The sequence below is a fragment of the Actinoplanes sp. 13 genome (assembly GCF_056134165.1).
On sequence record NZ_JBVYOQ010000017.1, the window covers coordinates 77,415 to 103,446 of the forward strand.

Genomic DNA, 26,032 nt, shown 5'->3' on the forward strand with positions numbered 1-26,032 from the left:
TCCCCACACTCATGCCGGTGTTACGAGGTGGGGAAGTTGTCCGCGGTGCGGATCCGCGACCGCATGAACGCGCCGGACTCGGTGAGCGAGCCGGTGCCGGTGAACGACCCGGCGTTGCAGGTGCCCGGCCGCAGCGCCGCGCTGCCCTCACCGGCGTCCGAGAACGTCCAGTTGGCGTAACCGATCTTCAGCCGGTCGAGGAGGTCGAGCCACGCGGTGCTGCTGGCCGTGTCGACCCCGCCGTCACCGGTGTAGGTGACCGTGCCGAACTCGGTGACGAACAACGGCAGCGAGGCGGCGGCCCGCTCCACCTCGGCGCGGTAGTTGTCCTTGTGCGACGCCGCGTAGAAGTGGAACGCGTACATGATGTTGGAGGCGTTCACCGGGTTGCTGACGATCTCTGCCGAGGTCGCCCCCTCGGAGACGCCCAGCGAGGACCAGCCGCGGGTGCCGACGATCACGACGGCGTCCGGGTCGTTCGCCCGGATCACCGGGATGACCTGCTCGGCGTAGCTCTTGATGCCGGCCCAGCTCACGCCGTTCGGCTCGTTGGTGATCTCGTAGATCACGTTCTTCTTGGCGGCGTTGCGCTGCGAGACCTGGTTGAAGAACGTCTTCGCCCGCTCCAGGTTGAAGTTCGGGTCGCCCGGGGTCAGCGTGTGGAAGTCGATCATCGCGTACATGCCGTTCGCCTCGGCCTTGTCGACCAGGGTGTTGACCTGCGAGGTGAAGCCGCTCGGGTTGGTCTCGTAGCCGCCCTCCTGGACGTACATCGAGATCCGGAAGAGGTCGGCGTTCCAGTCGGTGGCGAGCGCCCGCACCGACGCGTCGGTGTAGCAGTTCGGGAACCACTGCAGGCCGTGCGTGCTCATGCCGCGCAGCTGGATCGGCTTGCCGTACTGGTTGCAGAGCTTTGTCCCGCACACCCGCAGCTGCCCGTTGATCGCGACCGGCGTGGTGCCGGTGGGCGGTGGCGTGGAGGTGGACGGCGACGACGAGGGTGAGGCCGGCGTCGACGGGGACGGGCTCGGGTTCGTCGGGTTGCCCGTACCGGTGCAGGCCTTGCCGTTGACCAGGCACGAGGTGGGCCGTCCGGAGCCGTTGGCGATGAAGCCGAAGCTCGCCGACGCCCCGGCGGCGATGGTGGCGTTCCAGCCGGCCGGAGTGAACGTGTACGTGCTGCCGGACGCGCTCATCGTCGCGTTCCAGGCCTGGCCGATCGTGGTGCCGGCCGGCATGACCAGCTCGACCTTCCAGGTGCTCAGCGAGGCGGAGGTGTCGTTCTTGACCGCCACCTCGCCCTGGTAGCCGTTGCTCCAGGAGTTCTGCACCGTGAGGGTCGCGGTCTCGGCGCTGGCCGGCAACGCGAAGAAGGTCGCGGTCGATGCGGCTGCCACCGCGAGGGCCGCTACTAGGATGGTTTTCGCTCTGCGTCGCAAGAGATCACCTCGGGGGATGGACGCGGACGTCGCAGCTCTGCGGCGACGGGGAATTCCGCGCTGGGAGCGCTCCCAGGGGCTCCGACTCTAACCCTCGATCCGGGGTGTGTAAAACGGTGGGCTTATCCCGCCGCCTCCCTCTCCAGCGTCGTCTCGATGGCACAGCCTCACTGTGCGTACTCCTGGATCAAAAATATTAAGGTTCCAGCCTTGAAATCTTGAGAAAATCAATCTACAAATGAAGAACAGCTACAAGCAGAGGAGTCGACGGTGGACTGGCAGGAGTTGACGGACCTGACGCAGGGCCAGCCGTTCACGGTGGAGCGGGTCCGCCTCACCAGCAACGACGTGGCTATCGAGGGCCGGTTCGAGCCGCCGCAGCTGGCCCGGCTCAGCGTCGACGACCAGATCTTCGTGGCGGCCTTCGTCCGGGCGCACGGCTCCATCAAGGAGATGGAGCGGATCTTCGGGGTCAGCTACCCGACGATCAAGTCCCGGCTGAACCGGATCGCCGAGCGCCTGGACTTCGCCGAACACCTGGAGAGCCCCGGCCCCGGCGCCGGCGTCCTCGACCGCCTCCGGAACGGGGAGATCACCGTCGAGCAGGCGCTGGACGAGCTCAAGAGGTCCCGGTGATCCCGCAGCTCGTGAGTGTCCGCAGGCGCCACCGGTGGCTGCACGTCCCGGTCCTCCCGGTGGCGCTGCTGCTGTCACCGCTGCTGGTGCTCGTCCTGCTGGCCGGGCTGGTCGCCTGCCTCGTCTACGGGGTTCCCCCGGTCGGCGCGGTGCGCGGCACCGGGCGGGTGCTGTGCGCGCTGCCCGGCACCCGCCTCGACATGGAATTCGACGGCAACGCCGTGCAGATACACGTCAGATAGGAGCAGTCATGAACGAGCAGCGCCGGCAGATCCTGGAGATGCTGGCCGACGGCAGGATCACTGCCGAGGAGGCCGAACGCCTCATCGACGCCCTCGAGCGGGATCAGCCGCCGCCGGCGGCGGCGCGCTCGCGATCCCGGCCCAGATATCTACGGGTGGTGGCGAGTTATGAGGACGGCGGCACGGGTGACGGGCCGGGCCGGGTCAACATCCGGGTCCCGCTGCAGTTGCTGCGCGCCGGGGTCCGCCTGACCAGTCTCATCCCGGCCGAGGCACTCACCAAGGTCAACGAGCAGTTGAGCAACTCCGGGGTGCCGATCGACCTCACCCAGCTCCGGCCGCAGCAACTCGAGGAGCTGATCGAACACCTCGACGAGGTCGCCGTCGACATCGACGACCCCAGCGCCAAGGTGCAGGTGTTCTGTGAGTGACACGACGGCGATCCACGTCGGCGGCCTGCGCAAGTCCTATGCGGGCCGGCCGGTGCTCACCGGCGTCGACTTCGACGTGGCCCGGGGGAGCGTCTTCGCACTGCTCGGCTCCAACGGCGCCGGCAAGACCACCATCGTGCGGATCCTGGCCACGCTGCTCCGGGCGGACGACGGCGTCGCGACGGTGAACGGCTTCGACGTCGGGTCCCAGCCCGCCGAGGTGCGCGGGTCGATCAGCCTGACCGGTCAGTTCGCGGCGGTCGACGAGATCCTCACCGGCCGGGAGAACCTGATCATGATCGCGAAGCTGCGGCGGGTGAAGAGCCCCGGAGAGGTCGCCGGCGACCTGCTCCGGCGGTTCGCCCTGGCGGACGCGGGCGGGCGACCGGTGTCGACGTACTCGGGCGGCATGCGCCGCCGCCTGGACATCGCGATGAGCCTGATCGGTGACCCGCCGGTCGTCTTCCTCGACGAGCCGACCACCGGCCTCGACCCGGAAGGCCGCCTCGAGGTGTGGCGGGAGATCCGGAAACTCGCCGACGGCGGCACGACGGTCCTGCTCACCACCCAATATCTGGAGGAGGCCGAGAAGCTCGCCGACCGGATCGCGATCCTGCACCAGGGGACGATCATCGTCTCCGGCACCCTGGCCGAGCTGCGGACGCTGCTGCCCCCGGCCACCGTGGAGTACGTCGAACGGCAACCCACGCTGGAGGAGATCTTCCTGGAGATCGTCACGAAGGAGCAGCGATGAGCACGCACCCGCTCAGCGACACCGGGGTGATGCTCGGGCGCTCGCTGCGGCACATCACCCGCAGCCTGGACACCATCATCACCGTCACGATCATGCCGATCGCGTTCCTGCTGCTGTTCCGCTACGTCTTCGGCGGCGCCATCCGGACCGGCAGCGACAACTACGTCAACTACCTGATGCCGGGCATCCTGCTGATCGCCATCGCCAGCGGCATCTCCTACACCGCGTACCGGCTGTTCAACGACATGCGGGGCGGCATCTTCGAGCGGTTCCACTCGATGCCGATCGCCCGGTCGTCGATGCTGTGGGGGCACGTGCTGACCTCACTGGTCTCCAACGCCATCTCGATCGTCGTGATCTTCGTCGCCGGGCTCGTGATGGGTTTCCGCTCCTCGGCCGGGGTGCCGGCGTGGCTCGCCGTCGCCGGCATCCTCGGGCTCTTCACCCTCGCGCTGACCTGGGTCGCGGTGATTCCCGGGCTGACCGCGTCCACCCCGGACGGGGCGATGGTCTTCTCCTACCCGTTGATCTTCCTGCCGTTCATCAGCTCGGCGTTCGTCCCCACCGAGACGATGGCGGGGCCGGTGCGCGCGTTCGCCGAGAACCAGCCGGTGACCTCGATCGTGAACGCGATCCGGGCGCTGCTCGACCGGCAGCCGGTCGGCGACGACATCTGGATCGCCCTCGCCTGGTGCGCCGGCATCCTCGCCGCCGCCTACGCGGTCGCCATGGCGGCGTACCGGCGGAAGATCACCTGACCCCGGCGGAAGGGCCCCACCCGTGCGGTCGGGTGAGGCCCTTCGGCGTTGCCGGAATGCTGGGGACAAGTCCGGCTACCCGGGTAGTGGGCAGCCGGCCCCGCCACGTTGCCCGGTGTGACCCAGGTCTCAACTGCTGTCAGACCGGGACCGGCCGGGTGCGATCGGTCGCCAGTTTCACCGCGATGACCCCGAGGACCGTGCCCATCACGTAACGCTGCGCCCGCAGCCAGCCCGGCCGCCGCGCCAGGAACACCGCGATCGAACCGGCCGCGCACACGATCGCCAGGTTCACCACCATGCTGACCAGCAGCTGCACCCCGCCCAGCAGGAAACCCTGCGCCATCACATGACCTGCCGACGGCTCCACGAACTGGGGGATCAGCGACAGGTACATCACCGCCGCCTTGGGGTTCAGCAGGTTGGTGAGCAGTCCCATGGCGAACAGCCGGCCCGCCCGGTCCGGTTCCAGCGGTTGCGGCTGGAAGACCGACACGCCCCCGGGCCGCAGCGTCCGGAACGCCAGCCAGCCCAGATAGGCCGCACCGGCCAGCTTGATCGCCGTGTAGAGCTCGGGCACCGCGACGAAGACGACCGAGAGGCCCAGGTTGGTGGCGGTCAGATAGACCAGGAAGCCGAGCGCCACCCCGGCCAGCGACACGAGCCCGGCCCGGCGGCCCTGGGTGATGCTCCGCGAGACCAGATACATCATGTTCGGCCCCGGGGTGAGGACCATGCCGAGGGCGACGGCGGAGACGGCGAGGATCGACGAGACGGTGACCACGACGCCACCCTCTCCCGGGCGCCCGGGAGAGGGCGACGACCAATTCGAAGGTCGTGGCCGGGCTCAGGTCCGGCCGCGCCGGCCTCTTTTCACCCCATGGGGTACGGGCATCGGCGCCACCAGATGCTCCGGCCAGGTGAGGCGGACCGTGCCCTGCGCCTCCCATTCCCCGGCCAGCTCGGCCAGCGCGGCGACCGCCGCGTCGACCTGCTCGTCCGTCCACGGGCAGGCGCCCTCCTCCAGGGCACCGTAGGACTGGCGCACCCACGCGGTGGCCTGCGCGGCGTCGTCCTCCTCCACGGCCCGGTGCACCGCCGCGGCCATCAGCTCCGCCACGCCGAGGGTCCGCTTGTTCGCCTCCAGGAGCCGCTTGCTGCGCGCCGCCGCGTCGTGCCGGGGCTTGCCGCTCAGCACCTTCATGTTGTCGAAGACGCCGCCACCGGCGATCGACCCGAAGACGCCGCCCGCCATCTCCAGGGTGCGCTCGGTGACGAAGTGCGCCAGATCGTGGGGAACCCGATATTTGCGATCGAAGCCGGGCAGCTGAAGAACGACACCGTCACTGCGATGCACCGTGGCGACGGTCGACCCGGTGGTGCTGTGCGCGAACACGACCAGCATCTCGTCATACTGCCACCGGAAAGCGCCCACGTCACCGGGGAGCTTGCGCGGTGCGGGCTCCTCCACATAGAACAACGTGTCATGAGGGTGGCAACCCCGGCCGGCGGCCGGCCCCCGCACGTCGGCGAGCTGTTCACCGACCGGGAGAGCGAGTCACAGGCGTTCGCGACCGCGCTGGCGTGTTTCCGCCGGCTGCTCGACCAGGACGAGGACGCCGGGGTGGCCCGGCACAACGTCCTGACCTATTACGGCCTCGGCGGGATCGGGAAGACCGCCCTGTCCGAACGGCTGGAGGCGTGGGTCCGGCGTGACCTGCCGCTGGTCAACGGCTGGGGTCCACCGCCGGGCACCCGGGTCGACGCGACCGCCCGCATCGACCTGCACAGCTCGGCCGGGCAGATGGATCTGCCGGCCACCCTGCTCGCGCTGCGGGCCGGCGTGGCCGGGCTGCGCCGGCGGTGGCCGGTCTTCGACCTGGCCTTCGCCGCCTACTGGTCGGCGATCCGGCCGGGGGAGCCGCTGCCCACCTTCCGCGGTGGGGAGGACTACAACGAGACCGTCGCCCAGACCACCGGCGAGGTTCTCAAGGACATCGGCTCGGCGGTGGACGCCACCGGCGCCGGCACCGCGGTCGGGATCGGGCTCTGGGGCGTACGCAAACTGGTCGCCACCCTCCGCCGCCGGCGTGACCTGAGACTGGGCGTCGAGGCGTACCCGGACTTCGAGCTCTTCCTGCTGCGCTGCGCCGACGAGCCGAGTCCCACCGAGGCGCGGCCGGGCCTGGCCTGCGAGATCGCCGGGATCCTGGCGTGGGAGCTGTCCGGGATGACGCCGTGCCCGCTGCTGACCGTTTTCGTCGACACCACCGAACGGCTCGCCCTGGACCCGCGCCGGGTGTCCGAGAGCCACCTCAACCGGCTCGTCCACGACATGCCCAACGTGCTCTTCGTGCTGACCGGCCGGGACATGCTGAACTGGCACTCCACCCGCCGCACCGAACTCGAGCATCGGGGACCGTGGACCTGGCCCGGCCTGGTCCCGGGCTCGCCCGAGGAGCCCCGGCAACATCTGGTCGGCGGCCTCTCGCCGGCCGACGCGCTCGCGCTGGTCCGGCACGGGCGCCGGCTGCTGGACCTGCCGATGAGCGACGAGGTGGTGGACGAGCTGGTCCGCTCGTCGGCGGGTCTGCCGCAATATCTGGAGTTGGCCCGGCAGGTCGCCATCACGATCAAGAACGCCGGTGACGGCCGTACGGTGCAGGCCGCCGACGTGACCGGTTCGCTGGGGTCGCTGGTGATGCGGGTCCTCGACGACGTGCCGCCGGACGAGCAGCGAGCCGTCCGGGCCGCCTGCCTGTTCCGGGTCTTCGACACCACGCTGATGGCGGCGGCCGCCGATGTCGACCACGGGTGCGCCGAGCGGGCGGTCAACCGGCCGATGATCGACCGGCACGAGGGCGACCGGTTCCCGTACCGGATGCACGACGCCGTCCGTGAGGCGATCCGCAACGCCGATCATCAGGTGACCGGGGGATGGTCGGAACAGGACTGGGAGCTGGCGGCCACCCGCGGCGCGGCAACCGCCCGGGAACTGCACGACGCGGCCAAGGAGCGGGACGACATCCGCGGCGTGCTCGATGCCGTCGGCCTCGCGGTGGGCCTGGTCTGCGATCAGAACACCGATCTGGGCGACGCGCCGTCCGCCTCGTACGAGGACTGGCTGACCCGCGCGATCGTCTTCAGCCCGTCCGTGCAGGGTCTGCGGTCCCGGGTGCCGACGGCGAGCCGCACCGAGTACGGCCGCCTGGTGCTCACCTTCATCACCGCGAAGTCGGTGGAGACGCCGCTGGCCGAGCGCCTGGACATGCTCCGTGAGATCTACCGCTCGGACCATCCGCTGCGCTGGGTCGCCGGCCGGCACCTCGGCTACACGCTGCGCAACCTGGAGCGTTTCGACGAGGCGCTGGCGACGTTCGACGAGCTCTCCCGGGCCCGGCCGGTCGAGGTGAACCTCGGCCAGCGGGCGCACGTGCTCACCACCGCGCGGCGATTCGTGGAGGCCCGGGAAGCCGCGGCCGGCCGGGCCATCGAACCGATGATCAGCCGGATCGCCGCCTACGTGCACGGGCGCCCGGAGCGGTTCTTCAGCGAGATCGACGAGCGGCTGCGCCGGATGCGTGACGGCGGACGGCAGCGGGAGCACCTCGAGGATCTCGCTCTGCTGCTGGCCCGCCGGGTCTTCTTCCACGGTGACGCCGGTCCGGACGAGGTCGGCGAGCTGCTCGACGGGGCCGACCTCGCGGGGAACCTGCTGGCGATCCGCAGCGTCCTGCTGGCGCAGGTGCTGGCGCGCGGGACCGCGCAGGCCGAGACCGCGGCGGCCCTGGAGCGGCTGAAGACGCTGGAACGCGCGGCGAGCCCGGCGGGCACGATCAGTTATCGCTATGCGCTGGCCGAGTTCTGCGACGCCCTCGTCACCGGCGACCGTGATCGCCTGGTCCGGCTCCGGGACGAGGCGTCCGAGCTGGAGTTCCGGGTGCAGTCCTGGATTCCGGTGGAGTGCCTGTTCGCCACCGCCGGCCTGCCGCTTCGCCCGATGCCGACCCAGTGGCTGGAGCCGCCGGCGGTGGTGACCGGCCGATGGGCCGATCACCTGCGCACGTACCTGGCCCGGCACGGCGCCACTCTCGGCTGACCCGGTGGCGGCCGGGCGCCGCGGCGTGCTTGCATGTCCGGGCCCATGCCACTGTTCACAGGGGACAGCGATGACGAAGGCGCGCAAGCCGGCGAACACGATCGACTTCAAGACGGTCCGGCGGATCGTGGAGAGTGGAAGTCCGGACGACACCGCCATCCGCCACGTGGATCGGCTCATCTCGGCCGCGCTGATCGTCTCACCCTTGGTGCTGGGCCCGGTCGCGGCGATCCCGCTGCTCGCCCTCTTCGACATGAAGAGCGACATGGTCGCGCACATCCGCGACATCGCTCGCCGCCTCGCCGGACGGCAGGGCGACTTTCTCGACCGGAGCCGATCACTCGCCGCGGCGCACTGGCTGATCACCTACTCGGCCTACTTCGAAGCGGCGAACGCCCTGCTCGGCGTCCGGTTCGACAGCGACGAGGTACGCGTTGCGGCGCGTTCGCACTCGGTTCAGCGGGCCGGCCACTCGATGACCGTCGGCCCGGCGGAGAGCGCGGCCGCCGAGATGGACCCGGAGGTGCTCGACCATGCCGGCCTGCCGCCCGTCTCGCTCCCGCATCCGGCGTCCTCGTTCCGGACCGAGGCCGACGACCGGCTGCGGCTGTACCGCCAGATGACGTCGGCCCTGCAACTCGGGGTGGAGACGGTCACCGAGGGAGGCGAGCACGACTGGGACGAGCTGCCGGTGATCGCGGTCGAGTACTACCAGGCCCAATACCTGGAACTCATGCTGGAGCACCAGGACTTCTTCGGATATGCGCTGCTCTACGAGCAGGTGAAGACGCAGGAGATCGCCATCGCGGTCTCCGACGAGGTGCGGATCGCCCAGGAGGCACTGACCGGCGTCGACTACGGTCTCAGCCGGCTGTCGGAGGCCATCGCGGCGCTCGACCAGCGCGAACGGGCGGCGACCGAGGCCCGCAGAGTCGCGAAAAGCCTGCACCTCGCCCATCGGGACGAGGCCGGGAAACCGGTGTTCGCCGCCAGGCCGTCCACGGGTAGCGGACCGCAGCCGGTCTTCCCCTCCCGGACCGAGGCATTCGTCCCGCAGGCTTTCCAGTCCGTCGTCTACCACAGCGACGATCTGCGGCTCGAACATGAACAGACCTGGCAGGCCGCGCCGGTCCAGCAGAACCTGGGCGGCTTCCTGGTGCGTTACCTGGCCTCCGGATACAGCGCCGAAAGCCCGCTCGTGCTGCTCGGGCACCCCGGATCCGGCAAGTCGCTGCTGACCCGGGTGCTGGCCGCCGGGCTGATCCCGCCGGCCTTCACCACCGTGCGGATCGAGTTGCGGCACATCGACCCCGGCGACGACCTGCAGACGCAGATCGAGAGCCAGATCCGCAAGGACACCGGCCGCACCGTGAACTGGGCCGATTTCTCCGAGCAACTGATCGAGGAGCCGCCGCTGATCATTCTCGACGGCTACGACGAGCTGCTGCAGTCGACGGGCCAGGTGCACGCCGGATATCTCCGTAGGGTCCAGGAGTTCCAGGAACGCGAGCTCCGCCTCGAGCGCCCGGTGCGAGTGATCATCACCAGCCGGATCACGCTGGTGGACAAGGCATCCGTCCCGCTGCACTCCACGGTGGTGCGGCTGCACGACTTCGACGAGTCGCGGCGGGAGAAGTGGGCGGAGGTCTGGAACCGCGCCAACCAGCGGTACTTCGTCGAGGCCGGGGTGCGCGAGTTCGTCGTACCCACCTCCGAGAAGCTGCTCGACCTCGCCGGACAGCCGCTGTTGCTGCTGATGCTGGCGCTCTACGACTCGGCCGCCAACGAGCTGGCCTCGGAACAGATCGACCAGACCCTGCTCTACCACAACCTCCTGGCCCGCTTCATCCGCCGCGAGCGGGAGAAGGACAGGGACCAGCCGGCTGCCGGCGACGCCGTGGTCACGGAGGACATGCGCCGGCTCTCCGTGGTGGCGATCGGCATGTTCAACCGCGAGGCGGTCCAGGCGCAACGCCCTGACATCAATGCCGACCTGGCGTTCTTCAGAGCCGAACGGAAGGTGGTGCCGGGAACGGACGGCACTCAGCTCTCGCAGGCGGACCTGCTGCTCGGCAGCTTCTTCTTCGTGCACGAGTCCCAGGGCCGTACCGGTGATCGAGACGATGCGGACCAGGGGAGATCCTCGGCCTTCGAGTTCCTGCACAACACCTTCGGCGAGTTCCTGGCCGCCGAGTTCATCGTGACCGCCTTGATCAAGAACGCCGGCCTGGTCGCGCGTCTGAAGGATGACGAGGAGCTGACGGAGACCCTGGACGCGCACCTCGCCACGCCGAAGCCGCAGTGGTTCGCCACGTTCGCGTTCAGCGCTCTGCACACCCGCCCGGTGATCGTGGAGATGATCCGGGAGTGGCTGCCGCACCGTGCCGAACGCGCCGGGCTGACGATGGAGGCGGTGGCCGACGCCACCCGCCGGGTCGTCGACCGGCAGCTGGTCGACATCACCGTCCGCCGGCCCCCGGTCTGGTTCTTCGACGAGGTGGGCCAGGCCGGCTATCCGGGTCACTCGATGCTCGGCCACCTGGCGATCTACACGCTGAACCTCACCGTGATCGGCGCGTTGGCCAGTCCGAGGGGTTATGCGCCGCCCTCCCGCCCGGCGATGTCGAGGCCGCGGCCGTGGGACAGGCTGACCCATCTGTGGCGAAGCTGGTTCCCCCTGGAGAGCCTGCTCGGTGCGGCGGCCGTCCTCGAAGGCATCCGGGTCGGCACGGGACAGGGGATGCGTGCCCGGAACCAGTTCGTCACCCCGGTCGTGCGGTCACGCATGGAGGCGCTCGCCGTCGTGGCCGGCCTGCTGGGCGACGACCTGACGGAGGGTGCGTCCGCCCTGGCGGTGGCTGAACTGGACGGGTACACGTCCGCGGTGATCGATACCGCCGAGCGGGCCTTCCACAAGGCCGGCATCCGGAACTGGCGTCAGGTCGGGCGACTGAGGGAGAAGATCGAGGACGACTCACTGGGATCGAGTCTGGGTCGTCGCCCCGACCTGCGGCTTCCGATGCCAGGAGTGGATCTCCATGCCTGGGAGGTGCTGGAGGCCGAGGAACTGTCGGAGACGGCTGTCCTGGCAACGGGGCGAGGCATGCTGACAGACCGGGACCTGTTGAGTCTCACCCCTTATCAGGCCAAGAAGATCGTTGCTGTACGAGCCGGTGTCGACCTCAGATGGTTGGCGGAAGCTTCGTTCCTGGTGGGGCGTTCGGTGGGGCGGAATGGAGTTGCCTCGGCGCCGGTCATTCCGATTCTGTTGCGGCATGCACGACGGCAGGGTGGAGGCGAGGTGGAGATTCTGACGGAATCCCTGCTCGCCTGTCCTGCCCTGCCGGTGGAAGTCGCCGTCGAACTGGTCCTCCTCGCTTCCGGGAAGCCCTGGCAGGAGAGCGCGGATGGGCTGTTGGCGGCGTCATTGGACTCCTTCGACCGATTCCGGCGTGTGCCCGAGGAGGCGATGGTGGCTCTGTTGCTTGCCATGGCCGATGGCGAGCGGCTGACGAAGTCAGCTGACAAGATGCCGGAGCTGCTCCGCGTTCGCACGGTGAACGAGATGCGGCTGCGGCGAGTCTCGTTCGCCATGATGCTCGCCGCTGCGATCTTCTTGAAGCGGGAATCCGCCGGTTACCAGACGGCGCTTCGTCTGTTCCGGGGCGGGCGGCGTGGCGGCTCCGGACAGTTCGTGGCGCTCATGCGGGTCGCCCGCCTGAAGAATGACCTGGGCCTGATGGACATTCATCAGCGACAGGGGCTCGTCGCTCCTGGCGAAAGGCGGTCGCTGGTCAACCTTCGGCAGCTGCGGCTCGTGTTCGGCGTGGAGACGATGGACGGCCTTCGGGATCGCCTGACAATGAGGCAGATGGAGGACCTGGAGTGGCTGGTCGACCAGCTCAGTGTCGACGACCCGATCCTGGAGCGCTTCAGAGGTCGGCAGGATCTCGGCGAGCCGCCACCAGCAGGTGGGCGCTGACCGGCACCAACTCCGGCTCCGTGCTGTAGATCCGGGCCAGCTCCAGCGCCGCCGCGAACACCGTTTCGTCGCCGGACGCCTCGGCTGCCGTCCACGCCGGGCCCTCGACCCCGTGCACCACCACGTCGGCGAGGCCGGCCTCCGCGCACTCGTCGATCAGCTCCGGCACGCGGTGGAAGTAGGCGTGGGTGAAGCCGGTCCCCGGATCGTTGACACCGTCGGTGATGAGGCGCCGTGCCTCCGTCAGCATCCCGGCGTCCAGCCGTGCCGTGGCCGCGAAGTCCAGCGGCCCCGCGAACCGGGAGATGGCCGCGACCACGATCCGCCCGCCGGGCCGCGTCACCCGAACCGCCTCGCGCATCGCCCGCACCCGGTCGGCCCGCTCCAGCAGGTGATAGACCGGCCCCAGCAGCAGCGTGGCGTCGAAGCTGTCGTCCTGCGCCGGCAGCGACCGTGCGTCACCCAGCACGGCGTCCACCGGCGGCGTCCCGGCCCGGGCCTGCGCCACGTGCGCCGGCACGATGTCGACGAGCCGCACCGGATGCCCGGCCGCGACGAGTTCCCGGGCATAGGCGCCGGGTCCACCGCCCACGTCCAGGATGCGGGCCGGCGCCGGCGGCAGCAGCGAGCCCAGCAGCTCGCGGGTGCGGACGGCCTCCAGCCGGGACTGCGGGCGCCGGTCCAGGCGGCCCGCCTCGTCGTAGCGGCCGTAGTACGAGACGATCTCAGCGGTGGTGCGATCCATACCGGTGATCGTGGCGGCTGGGTAGCCGCCACGACCACCGATTAACGGGTCAGCGGACGGCGTGCGAGCCGCTCGACGCGCCCACCGCGGTCCGGGCCGCCGTGACTGCCGGGGCCGGCTCCGGGAACGACGCCCGGGTCCGCGCGAACTCGTAAACGCCGTGCGCCGCCGCGTCGCCCAGCTCGGACAGCGCCCGCTTCGACAGGTTGGTGATGTCGTCGCAGGCCTCGTGGTAGCACGGGTCGTACGGCTCGCCGGCCGTGCCGCCGTACTCCGCCGCCTGTTCGGCCGTCTTCACTCCCTCGGCGCCGCTGAACAGGCCGCCGGCCGGGATGCCGACCGCGATGAACGGGCCGTAGTCGGAGCGGCCGTTGAACTCGCTCGGGTCGCTGGCCAGCCCGCGCCGGTCGAAGTAATCGGTGAACACCTTCTCGATGTCGCCGGAGCCGGCCGGGCCGGCGACGCCGGTGTCCGAGCCGTCGCCGTCGTAGACGAACCGCACGTAGTTCGGCGAGCCGACCATGTCGAAGTTGAGGTTGGCGAAGATGGTCTCCCGCTGCGCCTCGTCGAGCTGGGCCACGTAGTGCTCCGAGCCGAGCAGCCCGGCCTCCTCGGCGCCCCAGAACGCGAACCGCAGCTGCTGCCGCGGCTTGATCTTCAGCCTGGCGATCTGCTCGGCGATCTCCAGGATGGTCGCCGTGCCGCTGCCGTTGTCGTTGATGCCGGGCCCGGCCGCGACCGAGTCCAGGTGGGCGCCGACGACGAGGACCCGGTCCGGGTCGCCGCCACGGCTGTCGGCGATGATGTTGCTGGTGGTGGCGCCGGGGCGGTTCTCGGTGCTGGTCTGCACCCGCACCGTCACGGTCCCGGCCTCGGCGGCGGCGTCGAGCGCGCTGCCGTCGGCGAAGCTGAGGCCGACCACCGGGACCGGCACCGGGCCGCCCAGGGTGCCGGTGAGCAGCTCGTCGCGGCCCGGCTGGCCCTCGTTGAAGATGATTACGGCGTCGTACCCGGCGGCCACCGCGTTCTGCGCCTTCACCGCGAAGTCGCAGCCACCGCGCTGGACCAGCGCGATCTGCGGCGCGGTCGCCGACGCCGGCGTGAAGTCGGCGGGCGCGCAGCCCGCGGCCGAGCTGGGCTCCGGGGTGGGCGGAAGCACGTTGTTCAGCGCCGGCACCACCTGGCCGGTCACGTCACCGGTCCCGGAGTAGTCGAAGGTGTGCGTCTCGTACGCCGCGCCGGCCGGGGACACCCGGGTCAGCTGGGCGGGCGCGAGCTCGCGGTAGAAGGTGAACTCGAACTTCTGCTCGGTGACCCGGTAACCGGCCCGGCGCAGCACGCTCGTCACGTACGCCGCGCTGGCGTCGTAGCCTGCGGTGCCGGAGGCGCGCGTGTCGCCGTTGCGGTCGGCGATGCGCTGGAAGGCGCGCAGGTGCTCGTGCACGCCCTGGACGGTGACCGCTTCACGCAGTCGCTTGCTGCTGTCGCTGCCGTGCCCGCCTGCGCCCGCCGGTTGTGGGGCGAGCGTCACGAGCAGCGTTGCTATGACGGGGATTGCCACTTTGCGCAACGGGAACTCCTCTGGGGTCGACGGCCGCGTGGCCGCCGCCGGGGACCCGGCGCGGACCCGCGGCATCGAGGGTGTTCAGCGGCCCGAGATTAACCGACTTGGATCGAAGCCGAAAGTGGACCGGCACTCCACGTGTTCCGCTGTGTCACTGTTGGTGTGTCCCGAAGGGCGGAGGAGAGCATGTCCGAGGCGAGTTTCGCACGGCCGCGCAGCGAGAACTTCGAGTACGCCGGAGCAACCGTCGAGATGGTGGAGGTGACCACGCTGCTGGCGGCGGCCCGGGTGAACCCGGTCGAACTGCTGCGCCGCGCCACCTGGCCGGCCCCGGTGCAGCGGGTCGAGCTCACCGTCGCCGGCGTCGACGGCCCGGCCGGCCCGGCGCACGTCTTCACCGCCCGGATCAGCTCCCGTGCCGAGGAGATGTCCCCCGAACGGATGCGCCGGATCGTGCTCGGCAACGATCCACTCGGCATCCTGCTGCAGAAACGCATCGCGCAGGGCGATCCGGTGGCGACCCGGATCGTGGACGGCGTGGGCACGGCCGCCGCGGCGGCGTACAAGAAACTGGGTCTCGACCGGCCCTCGGGCCCGGCGTCCGGCCGCGAACCCGGCGTCCTCGCCGACGCCGTCGTGGGCCTGCAGGCCTCGGTGACCTACGAGCAGGACGGCACGGTGGCGCGCCTGGAGGCCCGGATGCCGCGCGACGAGGTGGGCCCGGAGCACCTGCGTGCCTTCGTCACGCTGACCCTGCAGGCCGTGCTGGAGCTGACCGAGCCGGACGCGCTGCGCGGCCGGCGGGTGGTGATCAGCCGGGAGGCGCTGCCGAAGGTCGCGGTCACCACCGAGACGGTCACCCTGGACATGGTCGGCGGCCTGGCCGACGTGGTCGGCGAGCTGCGGCAGATCGCGATCTCCTTCCGGCATCCGGAGGCGATGGCGCGGTGGGGGGCGCGGCGGCCGCAGGGCATTCTGATGTACGGGCCACCCGGCACCGGCAAGACGATGCTCTCCCGGGCGCTGGCCAACGAGATCGGCGCCGACTTCCGGGAGATCCGCACGCCGGAGATCCTGGACAAGTGGCTCGGCGGCTCGGAGCGCAACATCAAGCAGATCTTCCGGGACGCCCGCCGGTACAGGGTGCCGACCCTGATGCTGTTCGACGAGTTCGACTCGATCGTCAGCTACGCCGGCGCCGGCGGCGACGCGGCGAGCCAGGCGCTCAACGCGGTCGCCGGCATCTTCAAGCAGGAGATGAACGACCTGATCGAGGTGAACCCGAACGTCCTGGTGGTGGCGACCACCAACTTCCCGGACCGGGTGGACGCGTCGCTGGTCCGATCCGGCCGCTTCGACATCAAGATCAGCGTGCCGAAGCCGGACGAGACGAGCCGCGCCGAGATCTTCCGCAAGATGATCCGCGGCCTGATCTCGGCGCACGAGGCGCCCGGCTTCCGGATGTTCGCCGACGACCTCGACCCGGCCGCCCTGGGCGTCGCCGCCACCGGCATGACCGGCGCCGACATCAAGGAGGTGCTGCGCCGGGTGCAGCTCACCAAGGCGATGCAGGAGGCCCGGTCCGGCCGCGCCGAGCCGATCACCCAACAGGAGCTGCTGGACGCGACCCGGACCCTGCGAGGCCGCGCAGGGAGCTGACACCAGCGTGTGAGGTCACGGCTCGATACGAGCCCTGACTTCACACACCCGGCCGTGGCCCGCCGAGGCCGGCAGCAGGTGCGGGCCGGCGTGCGGTTTCTGTGCGGGTCCGGCCCGGGCGGGTGCGGCCCTCACAGGTGCTTCGCAGGACGGCTATGGGGTAATTGGCCGCTATGCGGACGGATCTGGAGACCACCACGGAGGTACGGACGACGAGGGCGGCCGTGGCCATCCCGGTGCTGATGGTCCCGTTCGTGCTGCTGGCAGCCCTGGTCACCACCCGGTTCGCGCCGCTGCACGACTTCGACCGCGCGGTGACCGACCGGCTCAACGCCTTCGCGCTCGCCCACCCCGGCTGGGTCGACGCCTTGTCCTGGTGGAGCCTGATCTTCCACCCGACCACGTGGCGGGTGGCCGCGGCGGGGCTGGCGCTCTGGCTCCTGGTCCGGCGACGGGACCGGGCCCTCGCGCTGTGGGTGGTGGTGACGATGGCCGCGGGTGCGCTGCTGGGCGTACTCCTGAAACTGCTCTTCGGTCGCGACCGCCCCGACCTGCTCGATCCGGTGGCCCAGGCGCCGGGTTTCGCCTTCCCCTCCGGCCATGCGCTGACCAGCGCGCTCGGCGCGGCCGTCTTCCTGATGGTCCTGCTCCCGCCGGCCACCCGGCCGGCGACCCGTGCGGCGCTGTGGACTGCCGCCGTGGTGCTTCCGCTGGTCACCGCCTTCACCCGGGTGGGCCTGGGCGTGCACTGGACCAGCGACGTGGTGGCCGGCCTGCTCTTCGGCGTGGCGCTGGCCGTGCTGACCCGCCTCGCCTACGACCGCCGCCTCGCCCCGGCCCGATAGCGTCCCCGGCATGATCGAGATGCGGTTCACGAAGTGGGGCGGCAGGCGGCACTGGACCTATTCGCTGGAACCGCTCGGCGAGGACGAGCACGGGAAGTGGTTCGGCGGGCGCGAGGGCATCACCATGCGGCGCGGCCACGAGGAACCGGTCCGGCAGACGCACGACTTCCTCACCCTGGTGCCGGCCGACGGGTGCTGGATCGCCGCCTTCAACGCCGACACCGACGCGACCGACATCGCGGTCTACATCGACGTCACCACCCGGCCGGAGTGCGCCGGCGGGGTGATCCACGCGGTCGACCTGGACCTGGACGTGGTGCGCCTGTGGGACGGTTCGGTGCGGGTCCTCGACGAGGACGAGTTCGCCGAGCACCAGGTGCGGTACGGGTACCCGGCGGAGGTGATCGCGCAGGCCCGGGCGACCACCGGGGAGCTGGTCGCCCGGCTCAGCGCTTCCACCACCGACTTCGAGAAGGCGGCGCAGGCCCGGCTGCGGGACTACGTGGCGGCCGGGCCGGGCCGGCACTTCGGCTGAGCGCGTCGATCGCCCCGCGCGGTGTCCGCGACCACCGGGTCCGGATCGCTCGCCGCCGCCGCGAGGTCCCCGGTCATCGCGCCGGCCGCCTCACCCGCGGCGAGGACCGCCCCGGCCGCCGCGCGGCGCACCCGGGACTCGGGGTCGGCGAGCAGGCCGGGGACCACCGGAAGCAGGACCGCGGTAGCGGACCGGAAGATCGGGAACCGGCGGCCCAGCGCGTCCGCGATCTCGTTCAGCCGGGACCAGTCGATGTCGTCGATGCCGTTCAGCACGCGATGACAGCAGGCGATGCGAGCATGGACGCATGACGAAGCTGACTGGACAGGAGATCGCCGACCGGGCGCCGGCGGGCTGGGTCCATCTGCCGGGCGCGCTGCGCACCCGGCTGCGGACCGGGAGTTTCGCCGCCGGCCTGAAGCTGGTGAACGCGATCGGCGAGGCCGCCGAGGCCGTCGACCATCACCCCGACCTCGATCTGCGCTACACCTATCTGGACGTGTCGCTGTTCAGCCACGACGTCGGCGAGGTGACCGGGCGGGACCTGCGGCTGGCCGCGACGATCAGCGAGCTGGCCGCGCGAGCCGGCGTCACCGCCGAGTCGGCCGGGGTGGTGCGGCTGGAGCTGGGCCTGGACAGCCCGGCGCATTCGCGGGTGCTGCCGTTCTGGCAGGCGGTGCTCGGCGCCGAGCACCGCAGCAGCGAGTACGGCGACGAGCTGAACGACCCGGGCGGCCTGCTGCCGGCCGTCTGGTTCCAGGAGTCCGGCGACGAGGAACCGCGCCAGCGCTGGCACCCCGACCTGTGGGTCGACCCGTCCGAGGTGCAGCCCCGCATCGACGCCGCGGTCAAGGCCGGCGGCACCCTGCTCAGCGACGCGGAAGCGCCGAGTTTCTGGGTGCTGGCCGACCCGGAGGGCAACAAGATCTGCCTGTGCACGTGGCAGCAACGCGGCTGACGTGCGACGAGGCGGGGCGGCCCCGAGCCACCCCGCCCCGCCCCACCGATCAGGCCGCGACAGGAGCCTGCTCGGTGACCGGAGCCGCCGACCCGCCGGACAGGTGCCGTAGGTAGGCCGGCAGGGTGAGGAACTCCGGGCAGGTCCGCTCGGTGAGCAGCACCGCCAGCAGCGCCCGCGCCTGGCCGAAGCAGCGTGCCCCTTCCTCGTCCAGGGCGCCGGTCTCGCTGAGCACGTCGAGTTCCTCGCGCAGCATCCGGGTGACCAGCGCGGCCGTCACCGGCACGCCGTAGTCGGTGCGTGTGCCGGACGCGATCCACTGCCAGAGCTGCGCGCGGCAGATCTCGGCGGTGGCGGCGTCCTCCATCAGGCCGTTGAGCGCGACCGCGCCGCGCCCGCCCAGCCAGGCGGCGATGTACCGCAGTGCCACGCCGGCGTTGGTGCGCAACGCCACCTCGCTCACCGTGACCTCGCCGGCCCGCAGGTCGAGCAGGTCGGCCGCGGTGACCCGGACGTCGTCGCGCCGCCGCACGATCTGGTGCGGCTCGTCGCCGAGCCACTGGTCGAAGACCTCACGGCAGGTCTCGACCAGGCCGGGGTGCGCCACCCAGGAGCCGTCGAAGCCGTCGCCGACCTCGCGCCGCTTGTCCTGGCGGACCTGGTTGAGGGCCCGCTTGGCGGCGACCGGGTCGCGGCTGGGCACCACCGCGGCCATCCCGCCGATCGCGTGGGCGCCGCGCCGGTGGCAGGTCTTGACCAGCAGCTCGGTGTACGCCCGCATGAACGGCGCCGTCATGGTCACCTGGGATCGTTCGGGGAGCACCGCGTCCGGCCGGTTCTTGATCATGCTGAACAGGTAGTCCCAGCGGCCCGCGTTGAGACCGGCCGAGTGCTCGCGGAGTTCGTACAGGATCTCGTCCATCTCGAACGCCGCGTTGATCGTCTCGATCAGCACGGTGGCCCGGATCGTCCCGCGCGGGATGCCGAGGTGATCCTGCGCCCAGACGAAGACCTCGTTCCAGAGGCGGGCCTCCAGATGCGACTCCAGCTTCGGCAGGTAGAAGTACGGCCCGCTGTCCCGGTCGATCTGCTTCTGCCCGCAGTGGAACAGGTAGAGGCCGAAGTCGAACAGCGACGCGGAGACCGCCCGGCCGCCGATCCGCAGGTGGCACTCCGGCAGGTGCCAGCCACGCGGCCGCACCATGATCGTGGGAAGGTCGGAGCCGACCGCGTAGTGCCGGCCGTCCGCGGCGGTGAAGTCCAGCGTGCCGTCCAGCGCGTCGCGCAGGCTGGCCTGGCCGAGGACCACGTTCTCCCAGGTGGGTGACGTGGCGTCCTCGAAGTCGGCCATCCACACCTTCGCGCCGGAGTTGAGCGCGTTGATGGTCATCTTGCGCTCCGGCGGCCCGGTGATCTCGACCCGCCGGTCCCGCAGGTCCGGCGCGGCCGGGGCGACCCGCCACGACTCGTCCTCGCGGATGTGCCGGGTGGACGGCAAGAAGTCCAGGTCCGTGGTGCGGGTGGCCCGGCGGCGCCGGCGGCGCTCCAGCAGCTGCACCCGGCGGGCACCGAACTCGCGGTCCAGCGCCGCGATGAACTCGACGGCCTCGGGGGTGAGGATCCCGGCGTACCGGCCGGCCGTGGTGCCGGTGATGGTGATCTCTTCGGCGCCCATGTCAGAACTGCTCCGCCTCGGTGCTGCCCGACAGGGCGGTGGTGGACGACTCCGGGTTCAGCGCGGTGGAGACCGCGTCGAAGTAACCGGTGCCGACCTCGGCCTGGTGCTTGGTGGCGGTGTAGCCGTCGGCCTCGGCCGCGAACTCGGCTTCCTGCAGCTTCACGTAGGCGGTCATGCCGCTCTGGGCGTACCCCTTGGCCAGCTCGAACATCGAGTGGTTGAGGGCGTGGAAACCGGCCAGGGTGACGAACTGGAACTTGTAGCCCATCGCGCCCAGCTCCTTCTGGAAGCGGGCGATGTCGGCGTCGTCCAGGTTGCGCTTCCAGTTGAACGACGGCGAGCAGTTGTACGCGAGCATCTTGCCCGGGTGCTTGGCGTGCACCGCCTCGGCGAACCGCTTCGCGAACGCCAGGTCGGGCTTGCCGGTCTCCACCCAGAGCAGGTCGGCGTAGTCGGCGTAGGCGACACCGCGGGAGATCGCGGCGTCCTCGCCGGGCCGCACCCGGAAGAAGCCCTCGGCGGTGCGCTCCCCGGTCAGGAACGGCTGGTCGCGCTCGTCCACGTCGGTGGTGAGCAGGTCCGCCGCGAGCGCGTCGGTGCGGGCGATGACCAGCGTAGGGACGCCGGCCACATCGGCCGCGAGGCGGGCCGCGTTGAGCGTGCGGATGTGCTGCTGGGTCGGGATCAGCACCTTGCCGCCCAGGTGACCGCACTTCTTCTCGCTGGCCAGCTGGTCCTCCCAGTGCACGCCCGCGGCGCCGGCCGCGATCATGCCCTTCATCAGCTCGAACGCGTTCAGCGGCCCGCCGAAGCCGGCCTCCGCGTCGGCGACGATCGGGGCGAACCAGTCGCGCTCGCGCCGGCCGGCCGCGGTGTCGATCTGGTCGGCGCGGATCAGTGCGTTGTTGATCCGCCGCACCACCGCGGGCACCGAGTTCGCCGGGTAGAGCGACTGGTCCGGGTAGGTGTGCCCGGAGAGGTTCGCGTCCGCCGCGACCTGCCAGCCGGACAGGTAGATCGCCTTCAGCCCGGCGCGCACCATCTGGGTCGCCTGGCCGCCGCTCAGCGCGCCGAGCGCGTTGATGTAGTCCTCGGAGTTCAGCAGCTCCCAGAGCCGGGCCGCGCCCCGCTCGGCGAGCGTGTGCCGCTCCTGGAGGGTGCCCCGCAGCCGCACGACGTCCTGCGCGGTGTAGTCGCGCTTGATGCCCGTCCAGCGCGGGTCGCCGGCCCATTCCCGAGTGAGGTCCGCAGCGGTACCGCCCCTGGTTTCGGTCAGCTCAGTCATCGTATCCCTTCCCTGCCCTGTCGCTTCTTCCGTGTGGAAGAACTTCACTCTCACCGGTCACACCAGCCCCTCAGAAGGGCTTCCCGGGCAGAAGAAACGCAGAAATTCTGTTAGGTTGAAACACGTGACCGCTTCGCTTTCCACTCCTTCTGCTGCTGAGTCCGCTGTCGACCTCGTGACGCTCGGGCAGCGCCTGCGGCACCTGCGGCGCCTCAAGGGCATGACACTCGAGCAGCTCAGCGACGCGGTCGGCCGGGCGCCCTCGCAGCTGTCCCTGATCGAGAACGGCAAGCGGGAGCCCAAGCTCTCGGTGCTCCAGTCGATCGCCGGCGCGCTCGGCGTGCCCCTGCAGGATCTGCTCCGCCCGGAGGCGCCGAGCCGCCGCGCCGGCCTGGAGATCGACCTGGCGCACTATCAGCACGGCGCGCTCTACCAGTCGCTCGGCCTGCCGCCGGTGCGCGCCGGCCGCCGCCTGCCGGCCGACGCCCTGGAGTCCCTGATCGGCCTGCACCGCGAGATCAACCGGCTGCACACCGAGCAGAGCGCGACCCCCGAGGTGGCCCGCCGCGCCAACGCGCAGCTGCGCGCCGAGATGCGCCGGCGGGACAACTACTTCCCCGAGATCGAGCAGGCCGCGGCCCGGGTCCTCCAGTCGGTCCGGCACACCACCGGCCCACTGTCACAGCGCGGCATCCTGGACATCGCCGCCCAGATCGGCTTCACCCTGCACTACGTCAACGACCTGCCCAGCTCCACCCGGTCGGTGACGGACCTGAAGAACCGCCGGATCTACCTGCCCCAGGTGGCCAGCGGCAAGGGGCACGACCCGCGCGCGGTGGTCCTGCAGACCCTCGGGCACTTCGTCCTCGGGCACAACGACCCCGCCGACTACGGCGACTTCCTCCGCCAGCGGGTCGAGGTCAACTACTTCGCCGCCGCCCTGCTCATGCCGGAGAAGTTCGCCGTCGAGTTCCTCACCGAGGCGAAAGCCGACCGGGCCCTCGCCATCGACGACTTCCGCGACGCGTTCGGCGTCTCCTACGAGACGGCCGCCCACCGCTTCACCAACCTGGCCACCCACCACTTCGGCATCCCGGTGCACTTCGCCCGGGTGCACGAGTCCGGCATCGTCTACAAGGCCTACGAGAACGACAACGTCCGCTTCCCCGCCGACGTCACCGGCGCCATCGAGGGCCAGCCGGTCTGCCGCAGATGGGCCTCCCGCACCGTCTTCGAGGCCGACGACCCCTACTCGTCCTTCTACCAGTTCACCGACACCGTCGCCGGGACGTACTGGTGCACCGTCCACGTCGAGGCCACCAGCTCCGGACTCTTCTCCGTCACCGTCGGCACTCCGTACGAGCACGCACGCTGGTTCCGCGGCGGCGACGTCACCGGCCGCACCGTCTCGACCTGCCCCGACCCCGACTGCTGCCGCCGCCCGCCGGCCGACCTCGTCCAGCGCTGGGCGGGCAACGCCTGGCCCAGCGCCCGCGTCCACTCGCACCTGCTGGCCGCCCTGCCCCCGGGCACCTTCCCCGGCGTCGACAACCGCGACGTCTACGACTTCCTGGAGCGTCGCGCCTGACCCCTCATCTGCCGCGGCCTCGCGTCGTCCGCTTCCGCTTCTGCCTTTTTGGTACGCGCGGTGAACAGCTCGCGTGGCGTCCCCGCGAGCTGCCTGCCACTCACGGTTGTGCCGCGACCGCCGGGCTGACCTGCCGGGTCAAGCCGCAACCCCACCGCGCCGCCGGGTCCAACCGTGACGCCTGGTCCCACCGCGCCACCTGGTCCCACCGCGCGGCCTCACCCGACACGCCCGCCGCCGCACTGCGCCGCCGCACCGCGCCGCTGCACCTCATGCGCCCGCCGCACCGCGTCGCCGCACCTCGTTGCCGCACCGCGGCGCCTCACCACGTCGCGTCGCCGTCCGTTGCCGCCGCTCGGCCGTGCCGCTTGTGCTCGTCGCTGCTCTCCGCTGTCGGTTACGGCTTGCGCAGCAGGGGAGTGGCCTGGTCGGCGAGCAGCGTGCCCCAAACCTGGTAGGCGGCCGGCGCCGGATGGAAGCCGTCAACAGCGAAGAGCCCGGGCGGACCACCGTTGCCTCGGCGAAGTGGCTGAACCTGACTGGCCGCCGGCGTTCAGGCCAGCGCCTCCTCGAAAACCTCTCGTGACGCCCGGATGTAGGCGATGTCCCCGAGATAGAGCCGATCATGCCCCGCGGCGATGTGCCCCGCGAACGCCGCGTTCCCGTTCGCGGCCTCCGCGTGCATGTAGTCCACCAGCTCCTTCACCCGCGCCACCACCGTCTCGACCAGCACGCCGCGTGACGTCGCGGACAGCCCGTAGCTGTCGCAGAACAGCCGGAGCCGTGCGGCCTGTGACGTCACCGTCCCGAACCCGTCCGCGTTGTCCGGCGCCGACAGCGGCACCCACCGGTAGGCCGCGAACGCCACGTCCCACAGCCGTGGCCCGGGCCGCGCGTAGTCGAAGTCGATGATCCCGGTGACCCGGGAACCTTGAAGCACACAGTTGTGCGGCGCGTAGTCGCTGTGGCAGATCACCTCGACCGGGTCCAGCGCCGGCAGCTGCCATCCGTCGCGTGGGGCCGTCGGCGCATATCCGGCGACCGCGTCGTGGTATTCGCGCAGCAGCGAAGCCGCGCTGACGAGTGCCGCTTCCGAGGCGGCGGCCGGCGACGGCGGATAGGGGGACACCTCGCCCGGCAGGAATCCCAGCTCCTCGAAGCCGTCCGCGGCCGAGTGGAACCGGGGCGCCCCGGTGAAGCCCCGGGCCTGGAGGTGCCGGAGCAGGTCGTGCACCAGGGGCGACCAGGGGCCGGTCGGCCGCCGCACCCGGTCGCCGTGCCGTACGACCTGGTTGACGCCGCCGGCGAACACCTCGGAATCGGACATCCGGCGATCATAACGACATGCGGCGACGCCTATCGGGAACGGCATTTCCGGGCCTGGTTCGGAATGGCGGCGTCCATAAAGAATCCTTAACAGTATTTACTGTTAACAGACTTTAATTTACGTTGGTGAACACGTCGTCCCCTGCGGAATCCTCTGAGGAGTAAGTGCATGAGGCGTAAAGTCACCCTTCCCGCGCTGACCGTGGCAGCGGTCACCGGTTCTCTGTTCGTGGCCGTCTCCCCGGCGTCCGCGCACGGATACATCTCGTCCCCGCCCAGCCGTCAGGCCAACTGCGCGAGCGGCGCGGTCTCCGGCTGCGGCGACATCGTCTTCGAGCCCCAGAGCGTGGAGATGCCGAAGGGCTCCAAGCAGTGCAACGGAGGCGGCAGCCGTTTCACTGTGCTCAACGACAACAGCAAGAACTGGCCGGCCGCCTCGGTCGGGCAGAACGTCACCTTCAACTGGGTGCTCACCGCCCGGCACTCCACCGCCACGTGGGAGTACTTCATCGGCGACACGCTGCTGGCGTCCTTCAACGACGGTGGCGCGCAGCCCGGCCCGACCAAATCGCACGCGGTCAACATGAAGGGCTTCAGCGGCCGGCAGACGGTGCTCGCCCGGTGGAACATCTCGGACACCGTCAACGCGTTCTACGCCTGCGTGGACGTGAACATCGGCGGTGGCGGCGGCACCCCGACGCCCACGCCGACCACCCCGTCGCCGACCCCGACGACGCCGCGGCCGACCACCCCCACGCCGGCCCCGACCACGACCACGAACCCGGGCTCCGGCACGTGGGCGGCCGGCACGGCGTACAAGGTGGGCGACCGGGTGACCTACAACGGCCGGTCGTACCAGTGCCGGCAGGCGCACACCGCGCTGAACGGATGGGAGCCCCCGAACGTCGCGGCGCTGTGGACCGCTCTGTAAGAGGTGCGGGCGGCCCGGTTCGCCGGGCCGCCCTGGCCCTCGCCGCGGTGCTCGCGCTGGTCGCCGGCTGCGCGCAGCAGGCCGAGCAGCCGCCGCCGGCGTACAACGACACCGACGTGATGTTCCTGCAGATGGGCCTGGAGCAGATCACCGAGGGCGAGCAGATCGCCCAGCGCGCCGAGCGCAAGGCCACCGACCCGGAGCTGAAGGCCGTCGTGGCCGAGCTGCGCGGCCAGTGGCAGACCGAGAGCGGCACCATGCAGCGCTGGCTGCTCGGCTGGCAGCGCCCGCTCGAGGCGGACCCGTCGGCCGGCCTGCACGCGGGGCACGGCGACCTGCACTCGCTGCAACCCGACGACCTCACGGCGCTGGACACGGCGAAGGGCGCCGACTTCGACCGGACGGCCGTCGCGCTGCTTCTGGGCAACCTGCACAACAGCGTCGAGACCATGCGCATGGAAAGCGCCGGTGGGTCGTACCCCCCGGCAAGAAGCCTGGCCGACCAGATGGCCGCGTCGCGGCAGCAGCAGATCCAGCGACTGCTGGCGCTCGCCTCGAAACCCTGAGCGGCCGGCCT

At 70.7% G+C, this 26,032-nt stretch carries 23 protein-coding genes; 14 read left to right on the top strand and 9 right to left on the bottom strand.

Annotation, left to right across the window (positions count from 1 at the left end):
- Positions 1-20 precede the first annotated feature (20 nt).
- Positions 21-1,439, bottom strand: a complete 1,419-nt coding sequence (locus tag AC0NH5_RS28120) for a cellulase family glycosylhydrolase (RefSeq protein WP_474409508.1) — start codon at positions 1,437-1,439, stop codon at positions 21-23.
- Between the two features lie 270 nt (positions 1,440-1,709).
- On the opposite strand from AC0NH5_RS28120, the gene AC0NH5_RS28125 reads away from it, so the two are divergent.
- Genes AC0NH5_RS28125 through AC0NH5_RS28145 form a run of 5 tightly spaced genes read left to right on the top strand, consistent with a single transcriptional unit; the run spans position 1,710 to position 4,260 of the window.
- Positions 1,710-2,075, top strand: coding sequence for a DUF2089 domain-containing protein (locus tag AC0NH5_RS28125; RefSeq protein ID WP_474409510.1), 366 nt, complete (start codon positions 1,710-1,712; stop codon positions 2,073-2,075).
- Positions 2,072-2,317 carry a hypothetical protein gene (locus AC0NH5_RS28130; RefSeq protein ID WP_474409512.1) on the top strand — a complete coding sequence of 82 codons (246 nt, stop codon included), beginning with the start codon at positions 2,072-2,074 and terminating at the stop codon, positions 2,315-2,317. The genes AC0NH5_RS28125 and AC0NH5_RS28130 overlap by 4 nt, the downstream gene beginning before the upstream one ends.
- An 8-nt stretch (positions 2,318-2,325) precedes the next feature.
- Positions 2,326-2,748 carry an SHOCT-like domain-containing protein gene (locus tag AC0NH5_RS28135; protein WP_474409514.1) on the top strand — a complete coding sequence of 141 codons (423 nt, stop codon included), beginning with the start codon at positions 2,326-2,328 and terminating at the stop codon, positions 2,746-2,748.
- Positions 2,741-3,502, top strand: coding sequence for an ABC transporter ATP-binding protein (locus AC0NH5_RS28140; protein ID WP_474409517.1), 762 nt, complete (start codon positions 2,741-2,743; stop codon positions 3,500-3,502). The genes AC0NH5_RS28135 and AC0NH5_RS28140 overlap by 8 nt, the downstream gene beginning before the upstream one ends.
- Complete coding sequence (locus AC0NH5_RS28145; RefSeq protein WP_474409519.1) at positions 3,499-4,260, top strand: ABC transporter permease; 762 nt, start codon at positions 3,499-3,501, stop codon at positions 4,258-4,260. Before AC0NH5_RS28140 ends, AC0NH5_RS28145 begins: the two co-directional genes overlap by 4 nt.
- A 139-nt stretch (positions 4,261-4,399) precedes the next feature.
- Here AC0NH5_RS28145 and AC0NH5_RS28150 read toward each other — a convergent pair whose 3' ends face one another.
- Positions 4,400-5,044 (bottom strand): LysE family translocator, encoded by a 645-nt coding sequence (locus tag AC0NH5_RS28150; RefSeq protein WP_474409522.1) that lies wholly within the window; start codon positions 5,042-5,044, stop codon positions 4,400-4,402.
- A 63-nt stretch (positions 5,045-5,107) separates the two neighbouring features.
- The gene (locus AC0NH5_RS28155; RefSeq protein WP_474409524.1) at positions 5,108-5,731 is read right to left on the bottom strand and encodes a hypothetical protein; all 624 of its coding nucleotides are present in this window, start codon (positions 5,729-5,731) and stop codon (positions 5,108-5,110) included.
- 15 nt (positions 5,732-5,746) lie between these two features.
- On the opposite strand from AC0NH5_RS28155, the gene AC0NH5_RS28160 reads away from it, so the two are divergent.
- Positions 5,747-8,359: a hypothetical protein gene (locus tag AC0NH5_RS28160; RefSeq protein ID WP_474409527.1), complete on the top strand. Its 2,613-nt coding sequence runs from the start codon at positions 5,747-5,749 to the stop codon at positions 8,357-8,359.
- Between the two features lie 70 nt (positions 8,360-8,429).
- Positions 8,430-12,341 (top strand): NACHT domain-containing protein, encoded by a 3,912-nt coding sequence (locus tag AC0NH5_RS28165; RefSeq protein ID WP_474409528.1) that lies wholly within the window; start codon positions 8,430-8,432, stop codon positions 12,339-12,341.
- Here AC0NH5_RS28165 and AC0NH5_RS28170 read toward each other — a convergent pair.
- Entirely contained in the window at positions 12,292-13,086 is a 795-nt protein-coding gene (locus AC0NH5_RS28170) for a class I SAM-dependent methyltransferase (protein ID WP_474409531.1), read from the bottom strand. The genes AC0NH5_RS28165 and AC0NH5_RS28170 overlap by 50 nt on opposite strands.
- Before the next feature lie 49 nt (positions 13,087-13,135).
- On the bottom strand, positions 13,136-14,647 hold the full coding sequence (locus AC0NH5_RS28175; RefSeq protein WP_474409683.1) for a M28 family metallopeptidase: 1,512 nt from the start codon (positions 14,645-14,647) through the stop codon (positions 13,136-13,138).
- 189 nt (positions 14,648-14,836) lie between these two features.
- On the opposite strand from AC0NH5_RS28175, the gene AC0NH5_RS28180 reads away from it, so the two are divergent.
- From AC0NH5_RS28180 to AC0NH5_RS28190, 3 genes are all read left to right on the top strand, one after another.
- Positions 14,837-16,309 (top strand): ATP-binding protein, encoded by a 1,473-nt coding sequence (locus tag AC0NH5_RS28180; protein ID WP_474409534.1) that lies wholly within the window; start codon positions 14,837-14,839, stop codon positions 16,307-16,309.
- 173 nt (positions 16,310-16,482) lie between these two features.
- Positions 16,483-17,154 (top strand): phosphatase PAP2 family protein, encoded by a 672-nt coding sequence (locus AC0NH5_RS28185; protein ID WP_474409536.1) that lies wholly within the window; start codon positions 16,483-16,485, stop codon positions 17,152-17,154.
- Between the two features lie 10 nt (positions 17,155-17,164).
- Positions 17,165-17,689: a DUF402 domain-containing protein gene (locus AC0NH5_RS28190; RefSeq protein WP_474409539.1), complete on the top strand. Its 525-nt coding sequence runs from the start codon at positions 17,165-17,167 to the stop codon at positions 17,687-17,689.
- Here AC0NH5_RS28190 and AC0NH5_RS28195 read toward each other — a convergent pair.
- Entirely contained in the window at positions 17,653-17,964 is a 312-nt protein-coding gene (locus AC0NH5_RS28195; RefSeq protein WP_474409542.1) for a hypothetical protein, read from the bottom strand. The genes AC0NH5_RS28190 and AC0NH5_RS28195 overlap by 37 nt on opposite strands.
- Before the next feature lie 32 nt (positions 17,965-17,996).
- On the opposite strand from AC0NH5_RS28195, the gene AC0NH5_RS28200 reads away from it, so the two are divergent.
- Positions 17,997-18,647: a VOC family protein gene (locus AC0NH5_RS28200; protein ID WP_474409545.1), complete on the top strand. Its 651-nt coding sequence runs from the start codon at positions 17,997-17,999 to the stop codon at positions 18,645-18,647.
- A 49-nt stretch (positions 18,648-18,696) separates the two neighbouring features.
- Here the strand turns inward: AC0NH5_RS28200 and aceB are convergent, their stop codons facing one another.
- Positions 18,697-20,322 (bottom strand): malate synthase A, encoded by a 1,626-nt coding sequence (aceB, locus tag AC0NH5_RS28205; protein ID WP_474409546.1) that lies wholly within the window; start codon positions 20,320-20,322, stop codon positions 18,697-18,699.
- 1 nt (position 20,323) lies between these two features.
- On the bottom strand, positions 20,324-21,610 hold the full coding sequence (gene aceA, locus AC0NH5_RS28210; RefSeq protein WP_474409548.1) for an isocitrate lyase: 1,287 nt from the start codon (positions 21,608-21,610) through the stop codon (positions 20,324-20,326).
- Positions 21,611-21,734: 124 nt separating this feature from the next.
- On the opposite strand from aceA, the gene AC0NH5_RS28215 reads away from it, so the two are divergent.
- Positions 21,735-23,198 (top strand): helix-turn-helix domain-containing protein, encoded by a 1,464-nt coding sequence (locus tag AC0NH5_RS28215; protein ID WP_474409550.1) that lies wholly within the window; start codon positions 21,735-21,737, stop codon positions 23,196-23,198.
- A 553-nt stretch (positions 23,199-23,751) separates the two neighbouring features.
- On the opposite strand, the gene AC0NH5_RS28220 is transcribed toward AC0NH5_RS28215, so the two are convergent.
- Positions 23,752-24,525, bottom strand: coding sequence for a phosphotransferase (locus tag AC0NH5_RS28220; RefSeq protein WP_474409552.1), 774 nt, complete (start codon positions 24,523-24,525; stop codon positions 23,752-23,754).
- 168 nt (positions 24,526-24,693) lie between these two features.
- Between AC0NH5_RS28220 and AC0NH5_RS28225 the strand changes: the two genes are divergently transcribed.
- Positions 24,694-25,455 carry a lytic polysaccharide monooxygenase gene (locus tag AC0NH5_RS28225; protein ID WP_474409555.1) on the top strand — a complete coding sequence of 254 codons (762 nt, stop codon included), beginning with the start codon at positions 24,694-24,696 and terminating at the stop codon, positions 25,453-25,455.
- A complete protein-coding gene (locus tag AC0NH5_RS28230) occupies positions 25,440-26,021 on the top strand; it encodes a DUF305 domain-containing protein (protein WP_474409557.1) in 582 nt (193 codons plus the stop codon). The genes AC0NH5_RS28225 and AC0NH5_RS28230 overlap by 16 nt, the downstream gene beginning before the upstream one ends.
- The last annotated feature ends 11 nt before the right edge of the window (positions 26,022-26,032 follow it).